The organism is Bradyrhizobium sp. UFLA05-109, from assembly GCF_054185165.1.
This window is the reverse complement of sequence record NZ_JBBIAR010000063.1, coordinates 1-17556: the sequence shown is the minus strand read 5'-3', so window position 1 is coordinate 17556 and position 17556 is coordinate 1. Positions and strand designations below refer to the sequence as shown.

The window sequence follows — 17556 nt, the reverse complement described above, 5'->3', positions numbered from 1 at the left end:
GGTTGGAAGATCGTTTCTCCCTAGCGCTCTCGAAGCGCCTCCTGGCGGTAGCGACGCAAGGGCGAAAGCAGATAGCTCAGGATGTTCCGCGATCCCGTCTTGATTTCCACAGTTGCCGCCATGCCGGGTGACAGATCGACCATCCTGTCATCGATCTGCATCTGGGTGCGGTCGAGCGAAATGCGCGCACTGTAGTTCAGCTCCTGACTTTTCGGTTCGCTGGTCTCGTTTGCTGCGCCTGGCCCCCGCTCGCCGGAGCGGTCCTGCGGGCGATCGCTGATCACCGCGTCACGCGAAATCGAAAGGACTTCGCCATGCAACAGCCCGTAGCGCGTGAAATTGAAGGTATCGACCTTTATCTGAGCTTGTTGCCCGGCATGAATAAAACCGATATCGCTGTTTGACACCATGGCCTCGATCTCCAGTCGGCTGTCACTGGGTACGACGATCAGGAGTGGCTGCGCGGGCGTGACCACGCCGCCGACCGTGTGCACCGCGAGCTGCTGCACCACGCCGTCGACTGGAGCCGTCAACAGTTGCAGCTTCATCTTCTGCTCGGCCTTGATCAGGTCCTGCGCGAGTCCGTTCGCCTTCTGCTCGGACTTAGCAAGGTCATCGGAGATCGTGCGCCGATATTCGGCCGCGGCCTGACCGCCCGTCTCGTGGATGGCGGCGATCGCCGCCTCGGTCTCCCGCAGGTGGCTCTTCTGGACGCCAAGCTCCTCCTGTTGTTCGACCAGAAGCTGGACCACTTCGAAATAGCTGAGCTTGGAGCCCAGCTCCTTCTCCACCAATGTCTTGCGGATGTCGACGCGCGACTGAATGACGGGAATGATCGTCTCGAGCTTGTGGATCGTCGCAGCCGTTGTGGCGAACTCGGCTTCCTTTTGCGCTTGCTGGCGGGCGAGCGCCGCGATCTTGGCGCGATGCTCGGTCACCTGGTTGAGCAATAACTGGCGCTGGGTCCTGATCAGTTCAGGATCGGCATCGGCCGATGGCATGAAATCGGTCGCTGGGTCGTCGCTGCCAGACAACGCTGCCCGCAAGCGCGCGATGTTGAGCCGTTCGGCGAGTAGGTCGCTGCGCAAATGATCGCGCTCTGCCTCGTTGGCGGTCGGATCGAGCTCGATCAAGGCGTCGCCAGCTTTGACCGTCTGCCCATCCTGCACCCGAATGGCACGTACAACGGCGGTTTCGAAGGGCTGGACCACCTTGACACGGCCACCCGGCAGGATCTTCCCGGTTGCCGAGGCAACGATATCGATCTTGCCCCACCACGCCCAGATCAGCGCCAGGCAGAACAAGAGGATGATGACGCTTCCGATTGCACGGCCGATTGGCGACGGCGGTGTCTCCACGATTTCAAGCGCCGCCGGCAAAAATGCCAGCACTTCACGGCGTCTCTGTTGCGCGCGCCGAAGCGGAATCACACGAGGCGTTGGCATAACGGACGCAACCGATTCAGCTGACTTCATGTAGTCCCCCTTGCAACCGATGCAACGATGCGTAACGTCCGCCGGTCTTGATTAATGCGTCATGGCTTCCGTCCTCGACGAGCCGACCGCTATCGAGCGTGATGATTCGATCCGCCGTGCGCACGGTCGAGAGTCGGTGTGCGATGATGATCACCGTCCGTCCGTCAGCGATCTCTTTCATGTTCTGCTGAATGATACGCTCGCTCTCGTAATCGAGGGCGCTGGTCGCTTCGTCGAAGATCAGGATGCGTGGATCGGCGACAAGCGCACGCGCAATTGCGACGCGCTGGCGCTGCCCGCCCGACAACGTCGAGCCTCGCTCGCCGACTACGGTATCGTAGCCTTCGGCAAGCTCGAGGATGAAATCATGCGCCCCCGCGAGGCGAGCAGCTTTGATGACGCGCTCCATCGGCATCGCGGGATCGGCAAGCGCAATGTTGTCGCGCACCGAGCGATTGAACAACACGTTCTCCTGCAGGACGACGCCGATCTGGCGGCGAAGCCAGGCAGGATCGGCCATCGCGAGATCCATCCCGTCCACCAGGACGCGCCCGCGCTCCGGAAGGTAGAGGCGCTGAATGAGCTTCGCGAACGTGCTTTTGCCCGACCCGGAAGGCCCTACGATGCCGACGGTCTGGCCCGCGGGGACCTCGAATGAGACATCGTGCAGGATTTCCGGACCATCGATGCGGTAGCGAAACGAGACGTGCTCGAACTTGACGTCGCCGCGAATTGCGGGCAGCCGCGCGCGGCTGGCCGAATAGGTCGGCTCGGCTGTAGTGTTGAGGATGTCGCCGAGCCGCGCAATCGACAGCCGCGCCTGATGGAAGTCCTGCCAGAGCTGAGCCAATCGTAGCACCGGCGCGCTCACTCTGCCCGCCAGGATATTGAACGCGACGAGTTCGCCGACCGAAAGGCTGCCGTCGATCACGAGCCTGGCGCCGCAATAGAGGATGCTTGCCGTGACGATCTTGCTGACTAGCTGCACCGTCTGGCTCGCGCTGTTGCCGAGGCTCAGGACCCGGAAACTCGCCGCCACATAGCCGGCAAGCTGCTCTTCCCATCGGCGTTGCATCTGCGGCTCGACCGCCATGGCTTTGAGCGTCTCGATTCCTGTGACGCTCTCGACCAGGAAGGCCTGGTTCTCGGCGCCGCGGCGGAATTTTTCGTCCAGCCGCCGCCGGAATAGCGGCGTGGCCCCGGCCGAGATCGCGATATAGAACGGGAACGAGCCGAGCACGATCAAGCTCAGGAACGGCGAGTAGAAGAACATCACGCCCAGGAAGACGAAGGTGAAGAACAGGTCGATGACGAGCGTCAGCGCGGAGCTGGTAAGGAAATTGCGGATGTTCTCCAGCTCTCGGACGCGTGCCACGGAATCGCCGACACGGCGCGCCTGAAAATAAGCCATCGGCAAGGCCAGCAGGTGGCGGAAGAGGCGCGCCCCAAGCTCGACATCGATGCGGTTGGTGGTGTGCGCGAACAGATAAGTCCGCAAAATTCCCAACACCGTCTCGAAAACCGAGATCGTCAACAGCCCGAGAACAAGAACATCGAGCGTGCTGAGCGATCGGTGCACCAGCACCTTGTCGATCACGACCTGGAAGAAAAGCGGAGCGACCAGGCCGAGCAGCTGCAGGAAGAACGACGCGACCAGCACCTCGCTTAGGAGCCGCCGGTACTTTTGAATTGCGGCGACAAACCATGTGATGTCGAACCGTCGCGTGATATCCGACAATCCGGCGCGGCGAGTCATCAGAATCAACCCACCGTCCCAGATGGAGGTGAGTTGATTTCGGGTCATCAGTTCGGGCCGCTGCTCCAGCGGCGACTGGACCAGGACTTTATCCCCGCTGGTCTTGGCGACCAGCAGAAACCCGCCACCGCGCAGGGAGGCGATGGCGGGCAAGGGCGTGCTGCTGAGCCGTGACCAGTCGGTTCGGTAGGCGCGCGCCTTGAGGCCGAGATCTTTGGCGCACCGGAGCATCTCGGGTGCACTGATCTTGTTGGTACCCAGCCGATGCGCGATCTGCTGGGCATCGGCTGCAACGCCCTGGAGATGCAACAGCGTTACAAGCGCTTCAAGACCGGGGTCCGCCGGATTAACGCTGTGGGCTTGGTTGCTCATAGCTGTTCTCCAGGGCGAGTCGTTTACGTCAGGCAACGGCGTGCGGGGGCGCGAGCTGGGGTTGCTGTGCAACCGCAGGATCGGCAATCGGCGCCGCGCCGTGGCCGTCACCCGCCGCGACGAAGCTCGACGCCATGAACTGCCCTATCAGGGCGGCACGCGCGGTGGGCGCTGCCGCGCCGCCCGGGATGACGACGTTGGCGCCGGGTCCACCGTTAAGGACGTTCTGCACACTGCCGCCGATGAGGATGTCGTCCCCAGCTTCGCCGTTCAGCGTCTCGATGCCGTTACCGCCGAGCAGGACGTCGTTGCCATCGCCGCCATTGGCGACAAGCTGCATGGCCGACCCGAGCCCGGTCGCGCTGATGGTGTCGTCGCCACCCAGACCATTGATGACGATCCGATCGTTCGCATTGAAATCGGAGATCGTCACGTTCTCGGCGAGACCCGATATCGTGACCACGCCATTGTTGTCGACGATGTTGATGACGTCATCGCCGCTGGTCGCGTTGATGACGACCGTATCCGGCGTGTTCGGGTCAGCGCCGCTGCCGAGGTCGAAGGCGACCTGGCTGACGCCGGTTCCGGCCAGATCGTTAACCGTGATGGTGTCAGCACCTCCCAGGGCCGCGACATTGATGTGCTCGATGCCGTTGAGGTCCATGGTGACGTTGCCGACGTCGCGGGTAAGCCGCGCGCGGGTACCATTGGCCGAGATGATCATGTTCTCGCTGGCATTGGCGCCGTTGAATTGCAGCGTGTCGGTGCCGTCACCGCCTTCGACCGTGTCGCTGCCGTCACCCGGATTCCAGACGAAGGTGTCATCGCCGCTGCCGAGATTCGCGAAATCATTGCCGCGACCGCCAGTGATGACGTCGTTGCCAGTGCCGCCGAGCAGCCTGTCGTTGCCGTCGCCGCCTGTGATGGTGTCGTTGCCGTCGCCGCCGTCGATGGTGAGCTGGATCAGGTTGGCAAGACCGTTTCCGGCGGTGAAGACGTCGTCGCCGCCGTTCATGTTAAGCACAAAATTCTCGGTGGTGCCGATGTCGAGCGAGAACGGCGCCGGGCTGAGGCGATCGAAGCGCACGCGGCTGCCGTTAGCAGTGATGGCGAATGTCTCGGACGCGTTGCCGCCATTGACCTCGGCGGTATCGTTGCCGGCGCCGCCTTCCATGAGATCGGTGCCGTCGCCCGGATTCCAGATCATGCGGTCATTGCCGGCGCCGCCGAACATCTGATCGTTGCCGGTGCCACCAGTCAGCGTGTCGTTGCCGGCGCCGCCGAACAGGAGATCGTTACCGCCTTTGCCGATCAGCGTGTCGTTATCTGCGCCGCCGAAAAGCTGATCGTTGCCCGAGCCGCCGATCAGCGTGTCGTTACCCGTACCGCCGAACAACCGGGCGGCAGGCAGCGCACCGTTGGTTTCGTCGAGCGAGATCATGTCGTCGCCGCCCGTGCCGAACACTTGGATCAAGGAGGTATTCGCTACCGTCGCCGTGCCGCCCGTGACTGTGACCGCACCGCCATTGATGAGGATCGTTCCGGCCGCATCGCGGCTGACGACGATCGTGTTGTTGAGGTTATCGTCGAACACCGAAAGCAGACCTGCAGTCGGCGAGAAACTAGCTTTGATAGCCATAGGATCGTCCTTTCAACGTTGTGACAAACGCCGTTTCGCGAGCAATAACTCGCTTGAGTTTCGGGACTTCAAATATGCCGCGCAGGCGTGCGCGGTTGCAGCCGTTAGAAATGACGGCTCCGCCCTACGGACGAATTTCAGCTATGTTACGGTTGTAACTTGTCGTGTCTTTGCAGACAGCGCTCCAGCGCCGAAGCAAGCTCCGTCGTCGCCAACGGCCAAGGCAAAACCTCGGAAATGCAGGCTTCTGCAAGTGCGTTAACGTTGATGTCGATGGAGGACGCGACGGCAAGCAGGATGGGCTTCGAGGGTGCTACCTCGCCAAAGGCGCGCGCCAGGTCGAGGCCTTCCTGGGCTTTCCAGCCAGAGCTAATCAAAATCACATCGAAACGATCTGGGTCCGAACCACACGCCACAAGCGCATCGTCTGAATGCTCGAATCCGACGGGCTCAAAGCCCAACGCTGCCAGTGTCTCTTCGTCCCGCAGTAGGCGCTCCCGTTCGACTTCCAGGATCAACACCGTCTCGCCGCGCCCGATCGACTGTGTGGCCGGCTCGGCCGTCCCAGGGCTGCCTGTCGCCGCTGCCGGCAACCAAACTTCAAAGCGGCTTCCCCGCCCAGGCTCGCTCTGGGCCCGGATAGCTCCATTATGATCCAGTACAATTTCGCGAACGGTTGCCAGACCAAGGCCGGTGCCGGCCAGGCGCGTGGTAAAGAAAGGCTCGAACATTCGCCGCGCGATGCGGTGATCGAAGCCGCGCCCATTGTCGCTGATTGAGAAGCAGACGTAGCGGCCCTGCGGGAGTTTCGCGTCGCCGATTTGAAGCGGATCGGTCACTTCTTCCAGCTTTGCTGCCAAATGGATATGGCCGCGCTCGTCAATTGCCTGCGCCGCATTGGTGCAAAGATTAAGGATGACCTGTTGCAGCTGAGCTGGTTCGCCAGACACGGCGATGGCGTCCGAAACGTCATCCATGATTAGCTCGACGCGCGACGGCAGCGAAGCACTCAAGAATGAGGCTGCCTCGTTGAGCAGCGTGCGTACCTGCACCGGACGAGACCGCACGTCGGTCCTGCGTCCAAAAGTCAGGATGCTGTCCACGAGATCACGGCCACGTTCCGCCGCCCGGCGAATTTCTTCAATGTGCTGCACCGGTTTGGTGCCGCGTGCAAGTTGCGGTTCGATCATCTCCGAATAGCCGAGAATGGCGGCAATGATGTTGTTGAAATTATGCGCGATCCCGCTTGCGAGCGACCCGACCATTTGCATACGGCGCGCGCGTTCCAGCCGCGCCGAGAGTTTCGCCCGTTCCTGTTCAAGAAACTCGCGCTCGAGGGCGTTGGCCACCGCGTCCCCAGCAAGCCGGGCAATCGGCACAGGAGAGATTTTGTTCCGTATCGGCCGGAAGCGGTCGAAACCCATGATGCCGTGGAGCCGGGCCGGTCGGATCAGCGGCACGTACGCCCATGCGCGCACGCCAGCCCGCGTTAGCGCGTCCTTGATCGGCCCGGACGGCAAGGCGGCAGCATCTGGAACGGTAACGTTCGGTTCAGCCAGGCCGAGTTGCTCCGCTGCTGCCAGCGCCTGCCGGGGCCAATCTTTCGGGAACGCTACTCCATCCTTGGACCATGTGTGCACGCGGATAGGCTTTTCATCGAACACTACATACGCCCGATCTGCATCAATGGTTCGGCTTAGTTCGCCGAGCACTTGCGTCAGTCGGGTCCCGGTTTCAGCCGGCGAGCAATTGATCAGACGTGTCGAATTTTCGGCCATGATATGATCGAATGCCGCCCGCCGGCGCAGTATGGCGGCGCGCGCACGCAGCCTGAGGCCGAGAAATACCAGCATAACGAGCAGCAACAACGAGACGACATACAGCAATGTCCGATAGCGCTGCTCCACGGCTTCGACCATGACCCGGTGCCGGGAGAACAGCGCGCGGGTTTCAGCGAGAGCCCGCTCGCTGGGCACCGCTATGAATGCCCTCAGCGTCTCATCAACGATTGGCAGCTGTTCATAAAGCAGCCGCGCGTGCGCCTGCATCGCCCGTGCTGTTTCCGCTTCCTGTCCTGCCGTGGGTGCTTGTTGCGCGAACTGCTCTATGCGCTCCTGGAGCGCCTTGAGTGCATCAGAAGATGTGTCCCGGGATAAATGGAGGATCGCTGCCGCCAGTGCACCTGTTGCTGGTGCGAGTTGCACGTCTTGGGCAAGGAATTCCGGACTAGTACTGAGAAGGCCAACATAGGACAGCGAGTTCTGAAGCAATGCGTTGCTGGTCTTAAATCGCTCAAGCAGATTTTCCTGCTCGATAACCGCTGCTGCAAGTCGGTTAGCAGGCTTCATGTCGAGGCCTTCAGCCTGCGCGTGAGACCGGATTCTACCAACTGCTTCCTCCATCTCTTGCGCGTCAGTGGTGAAGGTATCGTAGTTGCGAAGCAGACCCGCGCGCGCCTGCAAAACGTCGCGGTGAAGCGAGGCCTCCGCGAGCGCGTAATCATCGAAGGCCCGAAGAGTTAGCGCGTAGGCGGGTGCGTTCGTATCGATCCCGCGTAACAACAGCCAGGTCAGTAGCGCGAGCAGAAACGATACGCCAAGCACAATTGGCAAGTTTCTCATTTGATCACTGAGCCTGCGCGGGGCGCGGCCGGGCTTACCGCTCGATCCCGATAGGTTCCAGTCAGTGTGTTGAGGAATGCGACGATGGCGGTGATTTGCTGGTCAGTTAGCACCCGATCGAGTTGTGCAATGCCCATCGCCTTGACCGCCTCTGGTAGCGTGGCAGCGCTGCCGTCGTGGAAATACGGCGCGGTAGTTGCCACATTGCGCAGGCTAGGGACACGGAGCAGCACCGGCTCCGGTGAACCTAGGGGATGGAAGATGCCATGCCGCTGGAATAAATTACCGCCGATATTGACGCCCTGATGGCAGGTGACACAGCCGAGCGATTTGAAAACCTGATAGCCGAGCAGCTCGTGCGGCGTTATCGCGTCAGCTTCCCCTCTCAGCCATCGGTCGAAGCGGCTGTCCGGCGTAACCAGCGACCGTTCGTATGTCGCGATCGCGTCCAGCAGTGCCGCAACATCCGGCCCCCTTCCATACGCGTCGCGGAATTGGTCGACCATTTGGGGATCGGCACGCAGCTTGCGGACGACCTCGTCAGCGCTCGCTGCCATAATCGCAGGATTTCGAAGGCTTTGCTCTATTCCTTCCTCCAGCGAACGGAAATTCCCTTCCCAATTCAGGCGAAAGTTCAAGCTCACATTGAAGACCGTCGGCGTATTTAGCGCGATCGGTTGACCCTCGCGCGTATCGTGGACGTCGGCGCTGGCACCGTTCGTCGCTTTATCGTGGCACGATGAACAACTGTGTGTATTATTGTGAGACAGACGCTGGTCACTGAACAATTGCTCTCCGAGCAACACACGTTGCGGATCGAGCCCGCGTGCCGCAGGAATTGGCGTGATCGGCTCCTGGCTGGGGGGGGCGTCAAAGGCAGGCGATTGAGCATCCGCCGGCGGAATCGCGTACGGGCAAACGAGCGCCAGCACGAGGTATAGGAATCTGCAAGCATTTGCGGCCGTCGTCATCGCAGGCGGCGCGGTTAAGGGAAACGGACGCAATGAGCGAGTCGTCACCGAATGAACCGGGTTCTCGCGGAAGTCCTGATCGCCAAGTGTGTGTCCTTGTCGTGGAGGATGACCCCGCCTTGCAGCGCATGATCCTAAACTATTTCGCGGAGAACAACATCCGGACCCTTGTGCGCGAATTGCTCGCGCGGGTTCGCGCCGTCCTGCGGCGGTTCGATGTCGGAAGAGTCGCGTCGATGCGCGATCCAGGACGTGGCCGCTTTCGATTTTCCGGCTGGCAGCTCGACCGCAGGACCCGACGGCTTGTCGACCCGGCGGGCAATCAAGTAGCGCTGACTAAGGGTGAATACGCGATGCTGGTCGCATTCCTCGAAGCCCCGCAACGTCCGCTTAGCCGAGAGCACCTTCTACAAGCAACTCGCGCCCACGAGGACATTTTCGATCGTAGCATCGACGTGCAGATCCTTCGCCTCCGGCGCAAACTCGAGCGCGATCCCAGCGCCCCGCGCGTGATACAGACTGAGCGCGGCGTCGGGTATGTCTTCGCCGTTGCGGTCGAGCGCCTCTAATCTCGATGACTACAAGCCGGCGACGCAAACTCCGGACCTGCAAGGTTAAAGTTTAGCGCTTTGCGGCTGAGAGCGCGTGAGGAACGATAACCAACCAGCAAGTCGGTCGGGTCGCATGTCTCACATGAGAGAAGCGCGTCGGTGTTGATCTCATGAGCGCTCGACACCGGCCGTGTTGATGAGCTCACCCGCCTGCCAAGGCCTTTATTGCCTCAGCCGGGCATCTTTTTGGCGACGCAAGTCCGAGGAGCTCACTCCTCTCAAGGTTAGGGCCGCAAAAGCATTGCACCTAAGCAGGCCGGTTTTAGTGCTCTCCAAGTTGGCCGGGGAGCGGAGGGGACTGCTACGTAGGAATTTCCTCGGACGCGTGCAGTATCCGCCTTGGCATTACCTCGGTCGAGGAGCCATGCGCGTTCTTACAACTCCTCCGGAAAGTGCAGGCGTCTTCGGCGATGGACGCTCGTGAACCCGAAGCTGACATATAGCGCCCTTCGCCTCCTCCGGGCTTCACGAAACCCGCGTCCGGCATGGTGCCTCGTTTATTCGTCCACGCGACAAACCAAGGCTGTCTACTTTTGTTCGGTTGCAATTTCGCGAGCCGACTCGACCGAGCTGCCCGAGGGGTAATGTCCGCAACGGGTCCATTCGCTGCGCACCTAAACCGGCCCCACGGCACCACTATGGCCGCAAGTCTCTGAAAGCAGACACGATCTGCGCGTCATCACGCATGTTCGTATCCTCATGCCGCTAGGACCCTTGGCACTGTCGGCGCTGGCCCCGTCGGGCACTGGCACTATCGGCTCTGTTCCCGCGGCGCCCGCGGTGCTCTGTTTGGCGGGTTTGAGATGGCAAGCGGTCGTATGAACCGTCTACCCCGATTGATTTGACTCAAGAAATCCACAGCACATATCGACGACCCCCGGTTAAGCCCCCGCGAGGATCGAACTGAACTCTTCCCCGAAGGTCGTCCAGACTTAGCTCTCTAGGTCACGCTTCGCTTCTTTCCGCCCGGAGAGAATCGATAAGCGTCGAGAACGCTCGTTGAGCGGCACATGTCCTGACGCCAAGACGTTCTATTTAGACGCGGTCGAGAGTGCGGTCCTCAGCGGGCTAAAGGCCGAATTGCGCGCCCCGAAGGTTATTGCGGAGTACGTACGCACGTATCTCGAGGAGCGGAAGCGCCTCGCGGCTTCTTCAAACGCGAAACGACAGCGCCTTGAGCAGCAGCTTGGGCAATTAAACCGGGAAATCGAACGACTTGTGGATGCGATTGCAAAAGGGCATGGCGATCCATCCTTTCTCGGCCCCCGGTCCACGGCCTTGGATGCCGAACGAAAGCGGATATCTGAGCATTTGCAGAGTGAACCGCCAGCCGCGAAAGAAGTCGCGCTGCATCCGGCCATCCTCAAACGTTATGAGGAGCAACTTGGGCGCCTCGAAGAAGCTCTAGCGAAGGGTGCCAGTGCGGGCGACGGAGAAGCCGCAGAAGCCATCAGAGACCTGGTGGAGACTGTTACTGTGTTCCGCGACCCAGCGCGCCCAGGCAGTGTGGCCGTGGAAATAGCAGGCCGGCTAAATGCTCTGCTCGGGGATAGGGCCTATCCGAACCAAGTCAAAGAAGTGTGGGGAAAGGTGGCAGCGGGGGAGCGCTACCTACGTTCCCCCCGACAGTTTTCTGCTGAGTTTACGGTCTCTGTGGCCTAGCCCTGCCCTGACTTCTCCCCATGTGGGAATATGTACTCCTATGTAACATATTGATAATGCGATTGAATTTGAAAATGGTGTCTGTATAGTGTCCCTTGCCAAAGGACCAAGCATGGGCGCCCGGCAGTTGGCAGTGAAAGGACCCGGCATCCGTACCTAGCCTGGCTCTTCTCACCTCCCGACGCCAGATGGTGGACGGGGGAGCTAGCCTTACACGGCACGGGCCGATGAAGAAATGGCCGTGGCTGCCGCACCCGGCAGGGCGAGCTGCGACGCCGCATTGATCAGCGAAACGGCTTTGCTACCATTGCGGGGGCTGCACGATCGTCTATTCATCGCACTGACCACGTTGGCGATGCTAGGGCGGCGGCATTTGCGTGTCGCTGCGCGAGCCGTCTTCAGCTTCTAAGGCCTGGAAGTCCAAGCTGGATCGCTGCCGCAGGTTCGCACGCGGCGCTCGCGCCAGCCCTGCCCGTCCCAGAAGCGCTGGGTATTCCAGTGGCAAGGAGGCATCGCCTCGCCAACCGGGGCATCGACATAGCCCGACCAGTACGGAGTGCCGCGTGGTGGTCCGGGATAAGTGCGCGGATACGGATTGCCACCGGGTCCGTAATCATCGCGCGGATACGCTGGCGAGGCTGCTAAAACGGCGAAAGTCGCGGCGGCAGCGAGAGCCAATAACGTCTTCCTCATGGTGAACCTCGCAATAAGTCAGACTACTATATATGGGGCGATCAACAGACAGACTGCTCGTCCTCGTAAGTGGGAATGGCGGGTATGTGACTCCTTAGGCGACGCCGTCTTGCAAGGTTGGGAAAGTACCCGTGCCGAAGCTGAGTACCAAGCGGCGGCACAGGTTCGCCTGCAACGAGGTTGAAGAAACGGGTTAAGGTTGCAGCCCCATCAAGGGCCAAAAGGCAAGTTCAATGACTACAATCAAACTCTTGTCGATTGGATTGATCGCGATCGCCATGCTCACAACGTCCGCCGTGGCGCGCGAGCCGCGCGTCAAAATCCGCATGCCCATGAGGCTTCCGGTTGAACCGGATGGCCGCTGGATTATCTGGGACGGCATTCCAATATGGTTCGGTCCATCGGTCCGGGGCTGGCCCGGCCACATTTGCGACGAGGCCGACAATGCGAAGATATGCTGAGGTGCGGGGGCAGATCGCCCCCCCGCGCGCTCTCACTTGCCCCGCTGCTTGAGGTCCCACAACCGATAGGCTTCCTCGATATACGGGTCTGGCTCCGTGGGCTCCGGGATCAGCTTCGCGCTGGGAGCAGCTTGGCGATCGTCGCGATGCCAGTCTCGTTGGACACGTATCCCGAGGTGAAGACCAGCGCCGCTTCCTCGCCGTGCAAGTCGGCGACCTCACGCTCTAATTCGATGAGCGGATGGTGGGTGCCTGAAATGTAGCGGGTGCCGCCCGCGCCAGCGCCCATCTCAATGGTTGCCTCGACCATCGCGCTGATCACCTTCGGGTGCTGGCCCATGCCAAGGTGATCATTCGAGCACCAGATCACTACCGGGCGTCGGCCGTCCGGGGAATGCCATATTGCGTGCGGAAATCGCCCAGCGATTCGCTCGAGATCGGCAAACACGCGGTGGCGCCGCTCGGCGTGCAGCCGGCAAGTGCAGCGGAAAAGAAATGATCATAAGTCATGAAGTACACCGAAATTGTTCGACCTTGCTTTCTAAGTCTACGTACATGCGAGCCCTCGAGCAGGGCGCAGTCGATCCTCGGGAGGGAGAGGACTTTGCCGGGGCCACGGCGAACGCTCGGAGGGCGGCGCCGCTCAGTGTGGCATGCCGAGCACGAAACTGAAGGGCACGACAAAGCGCTCATCGCCCTCATCGCCGCTGACATGCAGCACCCAGTCACGCCAATCCTCAAGGCTGCGCTCGTTGGTGAAGGATTGCACGACGCGCGTCGCATAATCGCGCGCCTCAGCGAGGTCACTTACCACGGCGCCGCGGTGATCGAGGAACACCTTCCTTGTATTGGAGCAGTGGAAGTATACCTGGGTCATGTTCATCACCTTCAAAGGGGGGCGTAGCTACGAGATCTCACCGTTGCTGGTGTCCTCGACCGCGCGGTCCGAAAAACGAAAGCGATCAAGACAAACTTGATGTGCATCCTGATTGAATCGGCCCGGATGATTCCATTAATTCAGGATTCGACAGTCTTGGCTTTGCGTAGCTTGATGAGGCATTGTCATTTCTTAGCGTTCGGCATTTTTCTAGTCGCCCGATCGCCTGAATAGCTTGGCGGCAACAGACGATTTGATGTTTCGTCAGTGGATGTCGGCGATCCTCTTCGACATCTGGCACGAACCTGCAGGTCGTCCGCTCATGCTTCGATCTCGTCATCAACTGATGACAAGGCCACAGCAAGCGATGAAAAGCCTGCGACCAGTCGCGTCGCTATCTTCGACTTCATGAACGGGAATTGAAGCCCCCTGATGAAGGGGTGCCCTTGGACATTTCCGGATGTTTTACGGACATCAAGTCGTCTCGCATGCCGCCACATCAGAAACTTGTTGGGTCGGGAAGTGTCCGTGCGGGGATTGCCCCTCCGCACGATTGGGACGCGGGCGGGCGAATGCCGTCGGTTGATGATTCTCTTGCGATGGGCGCTGCCGATTTTACTGAGCATCATCGCCAGGAGCACGGACACTATCGGCTTTCTCGGGCTGAACGGACTGTTCACCGCGCATGTCACTGGCAATCTCGTGGTTCTCGCCGCGAGGCTTGTCGCTGGCGAGCAGGCGCCGATGTCATATTTGATCGCAGTTCCTGTCTTCATAGTCGGTCTTGCTCTTGCCAAGGTGCTCGCGGCCGCTTTGGAGCGAATTGGGATCGCTTCGCTGGCGCCCCTGCTCCTGCTGCAATTCGTCTTGCTCCTGGCGTTTCTCGCTGTCTGCCTCGACGCCGGTCCCCATGTCGGTCACGACGCCGCAATCATGACGCTGGCCGGCATGCTGGGTGTCTTGGCGATGGCCGTTCAGAATGCCCTGGTACGACTTTCCTTGAGGGAAGCGCCGGGCACGGCGATCATGACCACCAACGTCACCCTCTATGCGATCGACGTGGCTGAAATCTTTCTCGGGCGAAATGCGGTCAGCATTGCAACCGCGCGCCGTCGCGCCAGCCATACATGGCCGGCAATCCTTGGATTTCTCGTCGGCTGCATCCTTGGCGGGGTGTGCGAGGCAGCTCTCGGACTGAAAGCGGTCGTGCTGCCTGCCAGCCTCGCACTCCTCGCCGTGGCGTTGAGCCTAGTCCCGCATCTTTCACCACGTCGAAACTAACCGCACATCAAAACCGGACAGATCTAACATGACCGCAATCAGAGTAGAATCGGACAGTCTGGGCAAGGTCGAAGTACCGGCACACAAACTGTGGGGAGCGCAAACGCAACGTTCCCTTGAGCACTTCAGCGTCGGTCACGACCTGATCCCCCGCGAGATGATCACCGCCTACGCAATTCTCAAGCGCTGCGCTGCCGCCGCCAACCAGCCGGCGGCCGGTTGCCCGCTCAAGCTCACGATCTGATTACCCGGCTCTGCGACGAAATCCTCGTCGGCCAGCACCCCGCACAGTAAAATCGCTATTTCAAAGACAAGATGACCGGACCCGCAACCGGATCAGTCACGCCGAGCCCGCCGCCGAGATCTTCGAGCGTATCGCGAAAAGAATTTAGAGTCGAAATCATATCAGGTCGCGCGGCAATGCATGCGTCCATATTTTTCCACTCGGCGATAATGCAATAGGAACGGTCGCCGGTCTTGATAATGTTGGCATGGAGTAGACCATGCCAAGTTACTCCAATCGTCTTGTGTGCGTCCAAAAATTCTTGGTCGCGCCCCGCCTTCACGCGAAAGCGCACAGTATTGAAAGCCGTCACAGTCACGCTCTTCTCCCTTGGTAAATAATGTTCCCGAGATAAACGCGCATGCATTGGCAAAGCACCGAGCGCTTGACTGTCCGCTTTTGTGGCGATCACGGACCAATCTGACTGCCTATTGGGCCTTGATCATCTTTGCCAATTCCTCACGCAATTGTGGGCTATCTTGATGGCCGTGCACCGAAACAGCGTGTTGCACCGCCGCTTCCAACACTTCTTTTTTAGTATCAGCTGAAATCGCGACCGTGCAGTTCATCTCACTTGGGTAATCTCGGCAATCCACAAACATTCTGCTCATATCTGCCTCCGTTACTATTAGTATGCCGTTCGCGCTGATCGAAATTGCCTATCTCAAGAAAAAATAGCCCCGCTCATCCTGAATTTTTGAGGGTGTGGCAACACCTGCCAACTAAGAAAAGCTCGTAGCCAGCCCAGTCTATCCGCCCTTTGAACGATCGAGCGTCAATCTGCTCCCTTTATGTCGCTCCGACGACGGAGCCGCTTGTATATCATACTCTGTGGAAAAGTGACTTGTCAGCTTATGGCTCCTCGCATCATTTGCTGCGTCCTCAAAAGCGGTCGCAATCGAGACCGAAGCGGACATCGATTGTTAGCGGGTACTGCCAGGATCCGTTTGACGCCGATTTATGGAGCTCTGCGGGGAGCTCAGGTGGCGGCGCTACGCCGCAACCGCCGGCTCACGAGTCGGTTCCGTTCTCTTTCGCTCCGCATCCGTAGGTACGGTCAAGCGTTTGACTTTTTGCTTGGGATAATGGTTTGGCCCAGCATGATGAACGCGATCGCCAACGCCGTCCACGATGCCATCGGCAAGCGCGTACGCAAACTGCCAATCCGGATCGAGGATTGTCTCTGATCTCTCGCTTTCCTTCGCGCTCCAATACGTCGCAATCGCGAACCGCGCGAATGCGGATGACCGCGAAAGCGTCGTGCCCAACTTTACCGTCGGGTCGCGGATAGTAGGGACGGATCAGATCTCTTGGATCAATCTCGCTGCGGTCGACGAATCGTCAATCTCGATCGTTCGCGTCGATTCCAGCGCGACGTTCTCGAGCTCTTCCTTCGTCACCTCGATGAATGTGTCGGTGTCGACCTTGTAGCCCTTGACGATGTCCTCTTTGTCGACCTCCTCGCCTGTATTAGCGTCCACCTTGGCGTACTTGATGCGGTGGCCGGTCTTTCGGTTGAGAAGGGGTGCTAGCGGCAGAAGCGGAACGCACCATGGCGGAGATCGGCGAACAAGGCAGGGCCCCTGATCCACCGCCTCGGGCCTGACGGATTCGATTTGTTTCATTCTCGACGACCCAATCTGAATGTGCTTTTGCAGTCGCAAAAGAACAGAACGTGTGTCTGCGCGCCGCAAAAAGCGGCCCCAGCTCGTGGAGCGTAGCTGAGGCCGCCATGCTGCTGTTTTCCAGATGCGCTCCGAAGATCCAGAACGGCGAAAGCTCGGGCGCGTTCCTCGATTCGCAAAATAATCAGCAAATCCCTATCTTTGGCTTTATGCGCATGGCGTACGAGCTCTGTCTGGCGACCGCCGGCAAGCGGGTCCCGTCCTGCCCGGATTGGCTTCATGAGGTGAAAGCGGACGGCTACCGGATGCTGGTAATCCGGGAGGACGAGCGCGTGCGCCTGCTCTCGCGGAACGGCAGCGACTGGACAAAGCGCTATCCATTGATTGCTGGGGCCGCGCTAAAGAACCGGCAGAAGCATTTCGTCATTGACGGCGAGGCCGTGATCCTTGGCGTTGACGGCATTTCCGATTTCAATGCACTGACTCCCGCAAACACGATCACGAAGTCCAACTCTACGCCTTCGACATTCTGGCCCTGGGCGGCAATGATCTGCGGTCCCTGCCCTTACACATGCGCAAGACCAACCTCGAGCAATTGCTGGCGGACGGGATCACGATTGCTGCCTTCGAGCGGGACGAGATCGGCCCAGACCTATTCCCGGCCGCCTGCCGAATGGGGTTAGAGGCTCTGGTTTCTAAACATCGCGATCGACCTTACCGCGCAGGTCGGCAGAAATTCTGGATCAAGGTCAAGAACCGAATCCATCCGGCTATAGGGCGGGAGCTGTGACTGCGTGCGGCAATAAAACACGCCGACAATGTCGCGCCACCCTTGGAACACTCTTTCAAGCCGATGCTTGAACAATTGTTATGTTGGTTCTCTCATTAGGGATGCAAAAGATTCTGCGGCAGGCTCGGCTCTATGGCTACCTGGTCGAGCGAAACAACCAGATCTATCACCCGGGCACCTTTCACCCAGTTGGCACGAAATCGTTTGTGCTCCGCATGGTTGAGGGCGGTTGGCTGACGAAGAACGGCGATCGATACGAACTGACTACCCAGGGGCGTGAAGCGCCGGACTGACTTCTTGCGAGAACAGGCCGCTGGCGAGCGCGCATGTTTAGAAACGCCTACCATGCAAGATCATTGGTTAGCTGCGGCGCAAGCAGGTCATCGACTTCTTTAGCAGGATTCCTCCTTGCCTGGTCGGCATGGAAGCCTGCGGAACC

At 59.9% G+C, this 17556-nt stretch carries 15 protein-coding genes and 4 pseudogenes; 7 read left to right on the top strand and 12 right to left on the bottom strand.

All coding sequences use genetic code 11. The features are described from left to right. Positions 1-20: 20 nt before the first annotated feature. The 5 genes from Q3C01_RS34440 to Q3C01_RS34420 form a co-directional block, all read right to left on the bottom strand. Complete coding sequence (locus Q3C01_RS34440; RefSeq protein ID WP_458149715.1) at positions 21-1475, bottom strand: HlyD family type I secretion periplasmic adaptor subunit; 1455 nt, start codon at positions 1473-1475, stop codon at positions 21-23. Further along, positions 1462-3603 carry a type I secretion system permease/ATPase gene (locus tag Q3C01_RS34435; RefSeq protein ID WP_458149714.1) on the bottom strand — a complete coding sequence of 714 codons (2142 nt, stop codon included), beginning with the start codon at positions 3601-3603 and terminating at the stop codon, positions 1462-1464. The genes Q3C01_RS34440 and Q3C01_RS34435 overlap by 14 nt, the downstream gene beginning before the upstream one ends. Before the next feature lie 28 nt (positions 3604-3631). After that, positions 3632-5242, bottom strand: a complete 1611-nt coding sequence (locus tag Q3C01_RS34430; protein ID WP_458149713.1) for a calcium-binding protein — start codon at positions 5240-5242, stop codon at positions 3632-3634. A gap of 146 nt (positions 5243-5388) precedes the next feature. Next, the gene (locus tag Q3C01_RS34425; RefSeq protein ID WP_458149712.1) at positions 5389-7863 is read right to left on the bottom strand and encodes a two-component system VirA-like sensor kinase; all 2475 of its coding nucleotides are present in this window, start codon (positions 7861-7863) and stop codon (positions 5389-5391) included. Beyond that, positions 7860-8834, bottom strand: a complete 975-nt coding sequence (locus Q3C01_RS34420) for a cytochrome-c peroxidase (protein WP_458149711.1) — start codon at positions 8832-8834, stop codon at positions 7860-7862. Before Q3C01_RS34420 ends, Q3C01_RS34425 begins: the two co-directional genes overlap by 4 nt. 170 nt (positions 8835-9004) lie before the next feature. Here Q3C01_RS34420 and Q3C01_RS34415 point away from each other — a divergent pair. Both Q3C01_RS34415 and Q3C01_RS34410 read left to right on the top strand, forming a co-directional pair. After that, positions 9005-9403, top strand: a pseudogene (locus Q3C01_RS34415) (winged helix-turn-helix domain-containing protein); the annotation flags it as partial. Between the two features lie 1041 nt (positions 9404-10444). Further along, positions 10445-11107, top strand: a complete 663-nt coding sequence (locus tag Q3C01_RS34410; protein WP_458149710.1) for a hypothetical protein — start codon at positions 10445-10447, stop codon at positions 11105-11107. 405 nt (positions 11108-11512) lie between these two features. Here Q3C01_RS34410 and Q3C01_RS34405 read toward each other — a convergent pair whose 3' ends face one another. From Q3C01_RS34405 to Q3C01_RS34390, 4 genes and pseudogenes are all read right to left on the bottom strand, one after another. Next, positions 11513-11800 (bottom strand): hypothetical protein, encoded by a 288-nt coding sequence (locus Q3C01_RS34405; protein ID WP_458149709.1) that lies wholly within the window; start codon positions 11798-11800, stop codon positions 11513-11515. Positions 11801-11993: 193 nt separating this feature from the next. After that, a complete protein-coding gene (locus tag Q3C01_RS34400) occupies positions 11994-12134 on the bottom strand; it encodes a hypothetical protein (protein WP_458149708.1) in 141 nt (46 codons plus the stop codon). A gap of 248 nt (positions 12135-12382) precedes the next feature. Further along, positions 12383-12771 (bottom strand): annotated as a pseudogene (locus Q3C01_RS34395) (aminotransferase class I/II-fold pyridoxal phosphate-dependent enzyme); the annotation flags it as partial. Positions 12772-12904: 133 nt separating this feature from the next. After that, positions 12905-13138, bottom strand: a complete 234-nt coding sequence (locus Q3C01_RS34390) for a DUF6894 family protein (RefSeq protein ID WP_458149707.1) — start codon at positions 13136-13138, stop codon at positions 12905-12907. A 585-nt stretch (positions 13139-13723) separates the two neighbouring features. Between Q3C01_RS34390 and Q3C01_RS34385 the strand changes: the two genes are divergently transcribed. Further along, positions 13724-14419, top strand: a complete 696-nt coding sequence (locus Q3C01_RS34385; RefSeq protein WP_458149706.1) for a YoaK family protein — start codon at positions 13724-13726, stop codon at positions 14417-14419. A gap of 28 nt (positions 14420-14447) precedes the next feature. Continuing rightward, positions 14448-14663 (top strand): hypothetical protein, encoded by a 216-nt coding sequence (locus Q3C01_RS34380; RefSeq protein ID WP_458149705.1) that lies wholly within the window; start codon positions 14448-14450, stop codon positions 14661-14663. Between the two features lie 55 nt (positions 14664-14718). On the opposite strand, the gene Q3C01_RS34375 is transcribed toward Q3C01_RS34380, so the two are convergent. The 3 genes and pseudogenes from Q3C01_RS34375 to Q3C01_RS34365 form a co-directional block, all read right to left on the bottom strand. Beyond that, positions 14719-15114: a DUF718 domain-containing protein gene (locus tag Q3C01_RS34375; RefSeq protein WP_458149704.1), complete on the bottom strand. Its 396-nt coding sequence runs from the start codon at positions 15112-15114 to the stop codon at positions 14719-14721. A gap of 16 nt (positions 15115-15130) precedes the next feature. Then, positions 15131-15313 (bottom strand): DUF1059 domain-containing protein, encoded by a 183-nt coding sequence (locus tag Q3C01_RS34370; RefSeq protein ID WP_458149703.1) that lies wholly within the window; start codon positions 15311-15313, stop codon positions 15131-15133. 604 nt (positions 15314-15917) lie between these two features. Beyond that, positions 15918-16222, bottom strand: a pseudogene (locus Q3C01_RS34365) (Ku protein); the annotation flags it as partial. A 212-nt stretch (positions 16223-16434) separates the two neighbouring features. Between Q3C01_RS34365 and Q3C01_RS34360 the strand changes: the two are divergent. From Q3C01_RS34360 to Q3C01_RS34350, 3 genes and pseudogenes are all read left to right on the top strand, one after another. Further along, a pseudogene (locus Q3C01_RS34360) lies at positions 16435-16725 on the top strand (ATP-dependent DNA ligase); the annotation flags it as partial. Between the two features lie 128 nt (positions 16726-16853). Continuing rightward, positions 16854-17117, top strand: a complete 264-nt coding sequence (locus Q3C01_RS34355; RefSeq protein WP_458149751.1) for a DNA ligase-like domain-containing protein — start codon at positions 16854-16856, stop codon at positions 17115-17117. A gap of 80 nt (positions 17118-17197) precedes the next feature. After that, a complete protein-coding gene (locus Q3C01_RS34350; RefSeq protein WP_458149702.1) occupies positions 17198-17410 on the top strand; it encodes a hypothetical protein in 213 nt (70 codons plus the stop codon). The last annotated feature ends 146 nt before the right edge of the window (positions 17411-17556 follow it).

Excerpts from the sequence above, each read along its gene's own strand:
- Q3C01_RS34440 (WP_458149715.1), bottom strand. The coding sequence starts at position 1,475 with ATGAAGTCAGCTGAATCGGTTGCGTCCGTTATGCCAACGCCTCGTGTG.
- Q3C01_RS34435 (WP_458149714.1), bottom strand. The coding sequence starts at position 3,603 with ATGAGCAACCAAGCCCACAGCGTTAATCCGGCGGACCCCGGTCTTGAA.
- Q3C01_RS34430 (WP_458149713.1), bottom strand. The coding sequence starts at position 5,242 with ATGGCTATCAAAGCTAGTTTCTCGCCGACTGCAGGTCTGCTTTCGGTG.
- Q3C01_RS34425 (WP_458149712.1), bottom strand. The coding sequence starts at position 7,863 with ATGAGAAACTTGCCAATTGTGCTTGGCGTATCGTTTCTGCTCGCGCTA.
- Q3C01_RS34420 (WP_458149711.1), bottom strand. The coding sequence starts at position 8,834 with ATGACGACGGCCGCAAATGCTTGCAGATTCCTATACCTCGTGCTGGCG.
- Q3C01_RS34405 (WP_458149709.1), bottom strand. The coding sequence starts at position 11,800 with ATGAGGAAGACGTTATTGGCTCTCGCTGCCGCCGCGACTTTCGCCGTT.
- Q3C01_RS34400 (WP_458149708.1), bottom strand. The coding sequence starts at position 12,134 with ATGGGCATGCGGATTTTGACGCGCGGCTCGCGCGCCACGGCGGACGTT.
- Q3C01_RS34390 (WP_458149707.1), bottom strand. The coding sequence starts at position 13,138 with ATGACCCAGGTATACTTCCACTGCTCCAATACAAGGAAGGTGTTCCTC.
- Q3C01_RS34385 (WP_458149706.1), top strand. The coding sequence starts at position 13,724 with ATGATTCTCTTGCGATGGGCGCTGCCGATTTTACTGAGCATCATCGCC.
- Q3C01_RS34380 (WP_458149705.1), top strand. The coding sequence starts at position 14,448 with ATGACCGCAATCAGAGTAGAATCGGACAGTCTGGGCAAGGTCGAAGTA.
- Q3C01_RS34370 (WP_458149703.1), bottom strand. The coding sequence starts at position 15,313 with ATGAGCAGAATGTTTGTGGATTGCCGAGATTACCCAAGTGAGATGAAC.
- Q3C01_RS34350 (WP_458149702.1), top strand. The coding sequence starts at position 17,198 with ATGTTGGTTCTCTCATTAGGGATGCAAAAGATTCTGCGGCAGGCTCGG.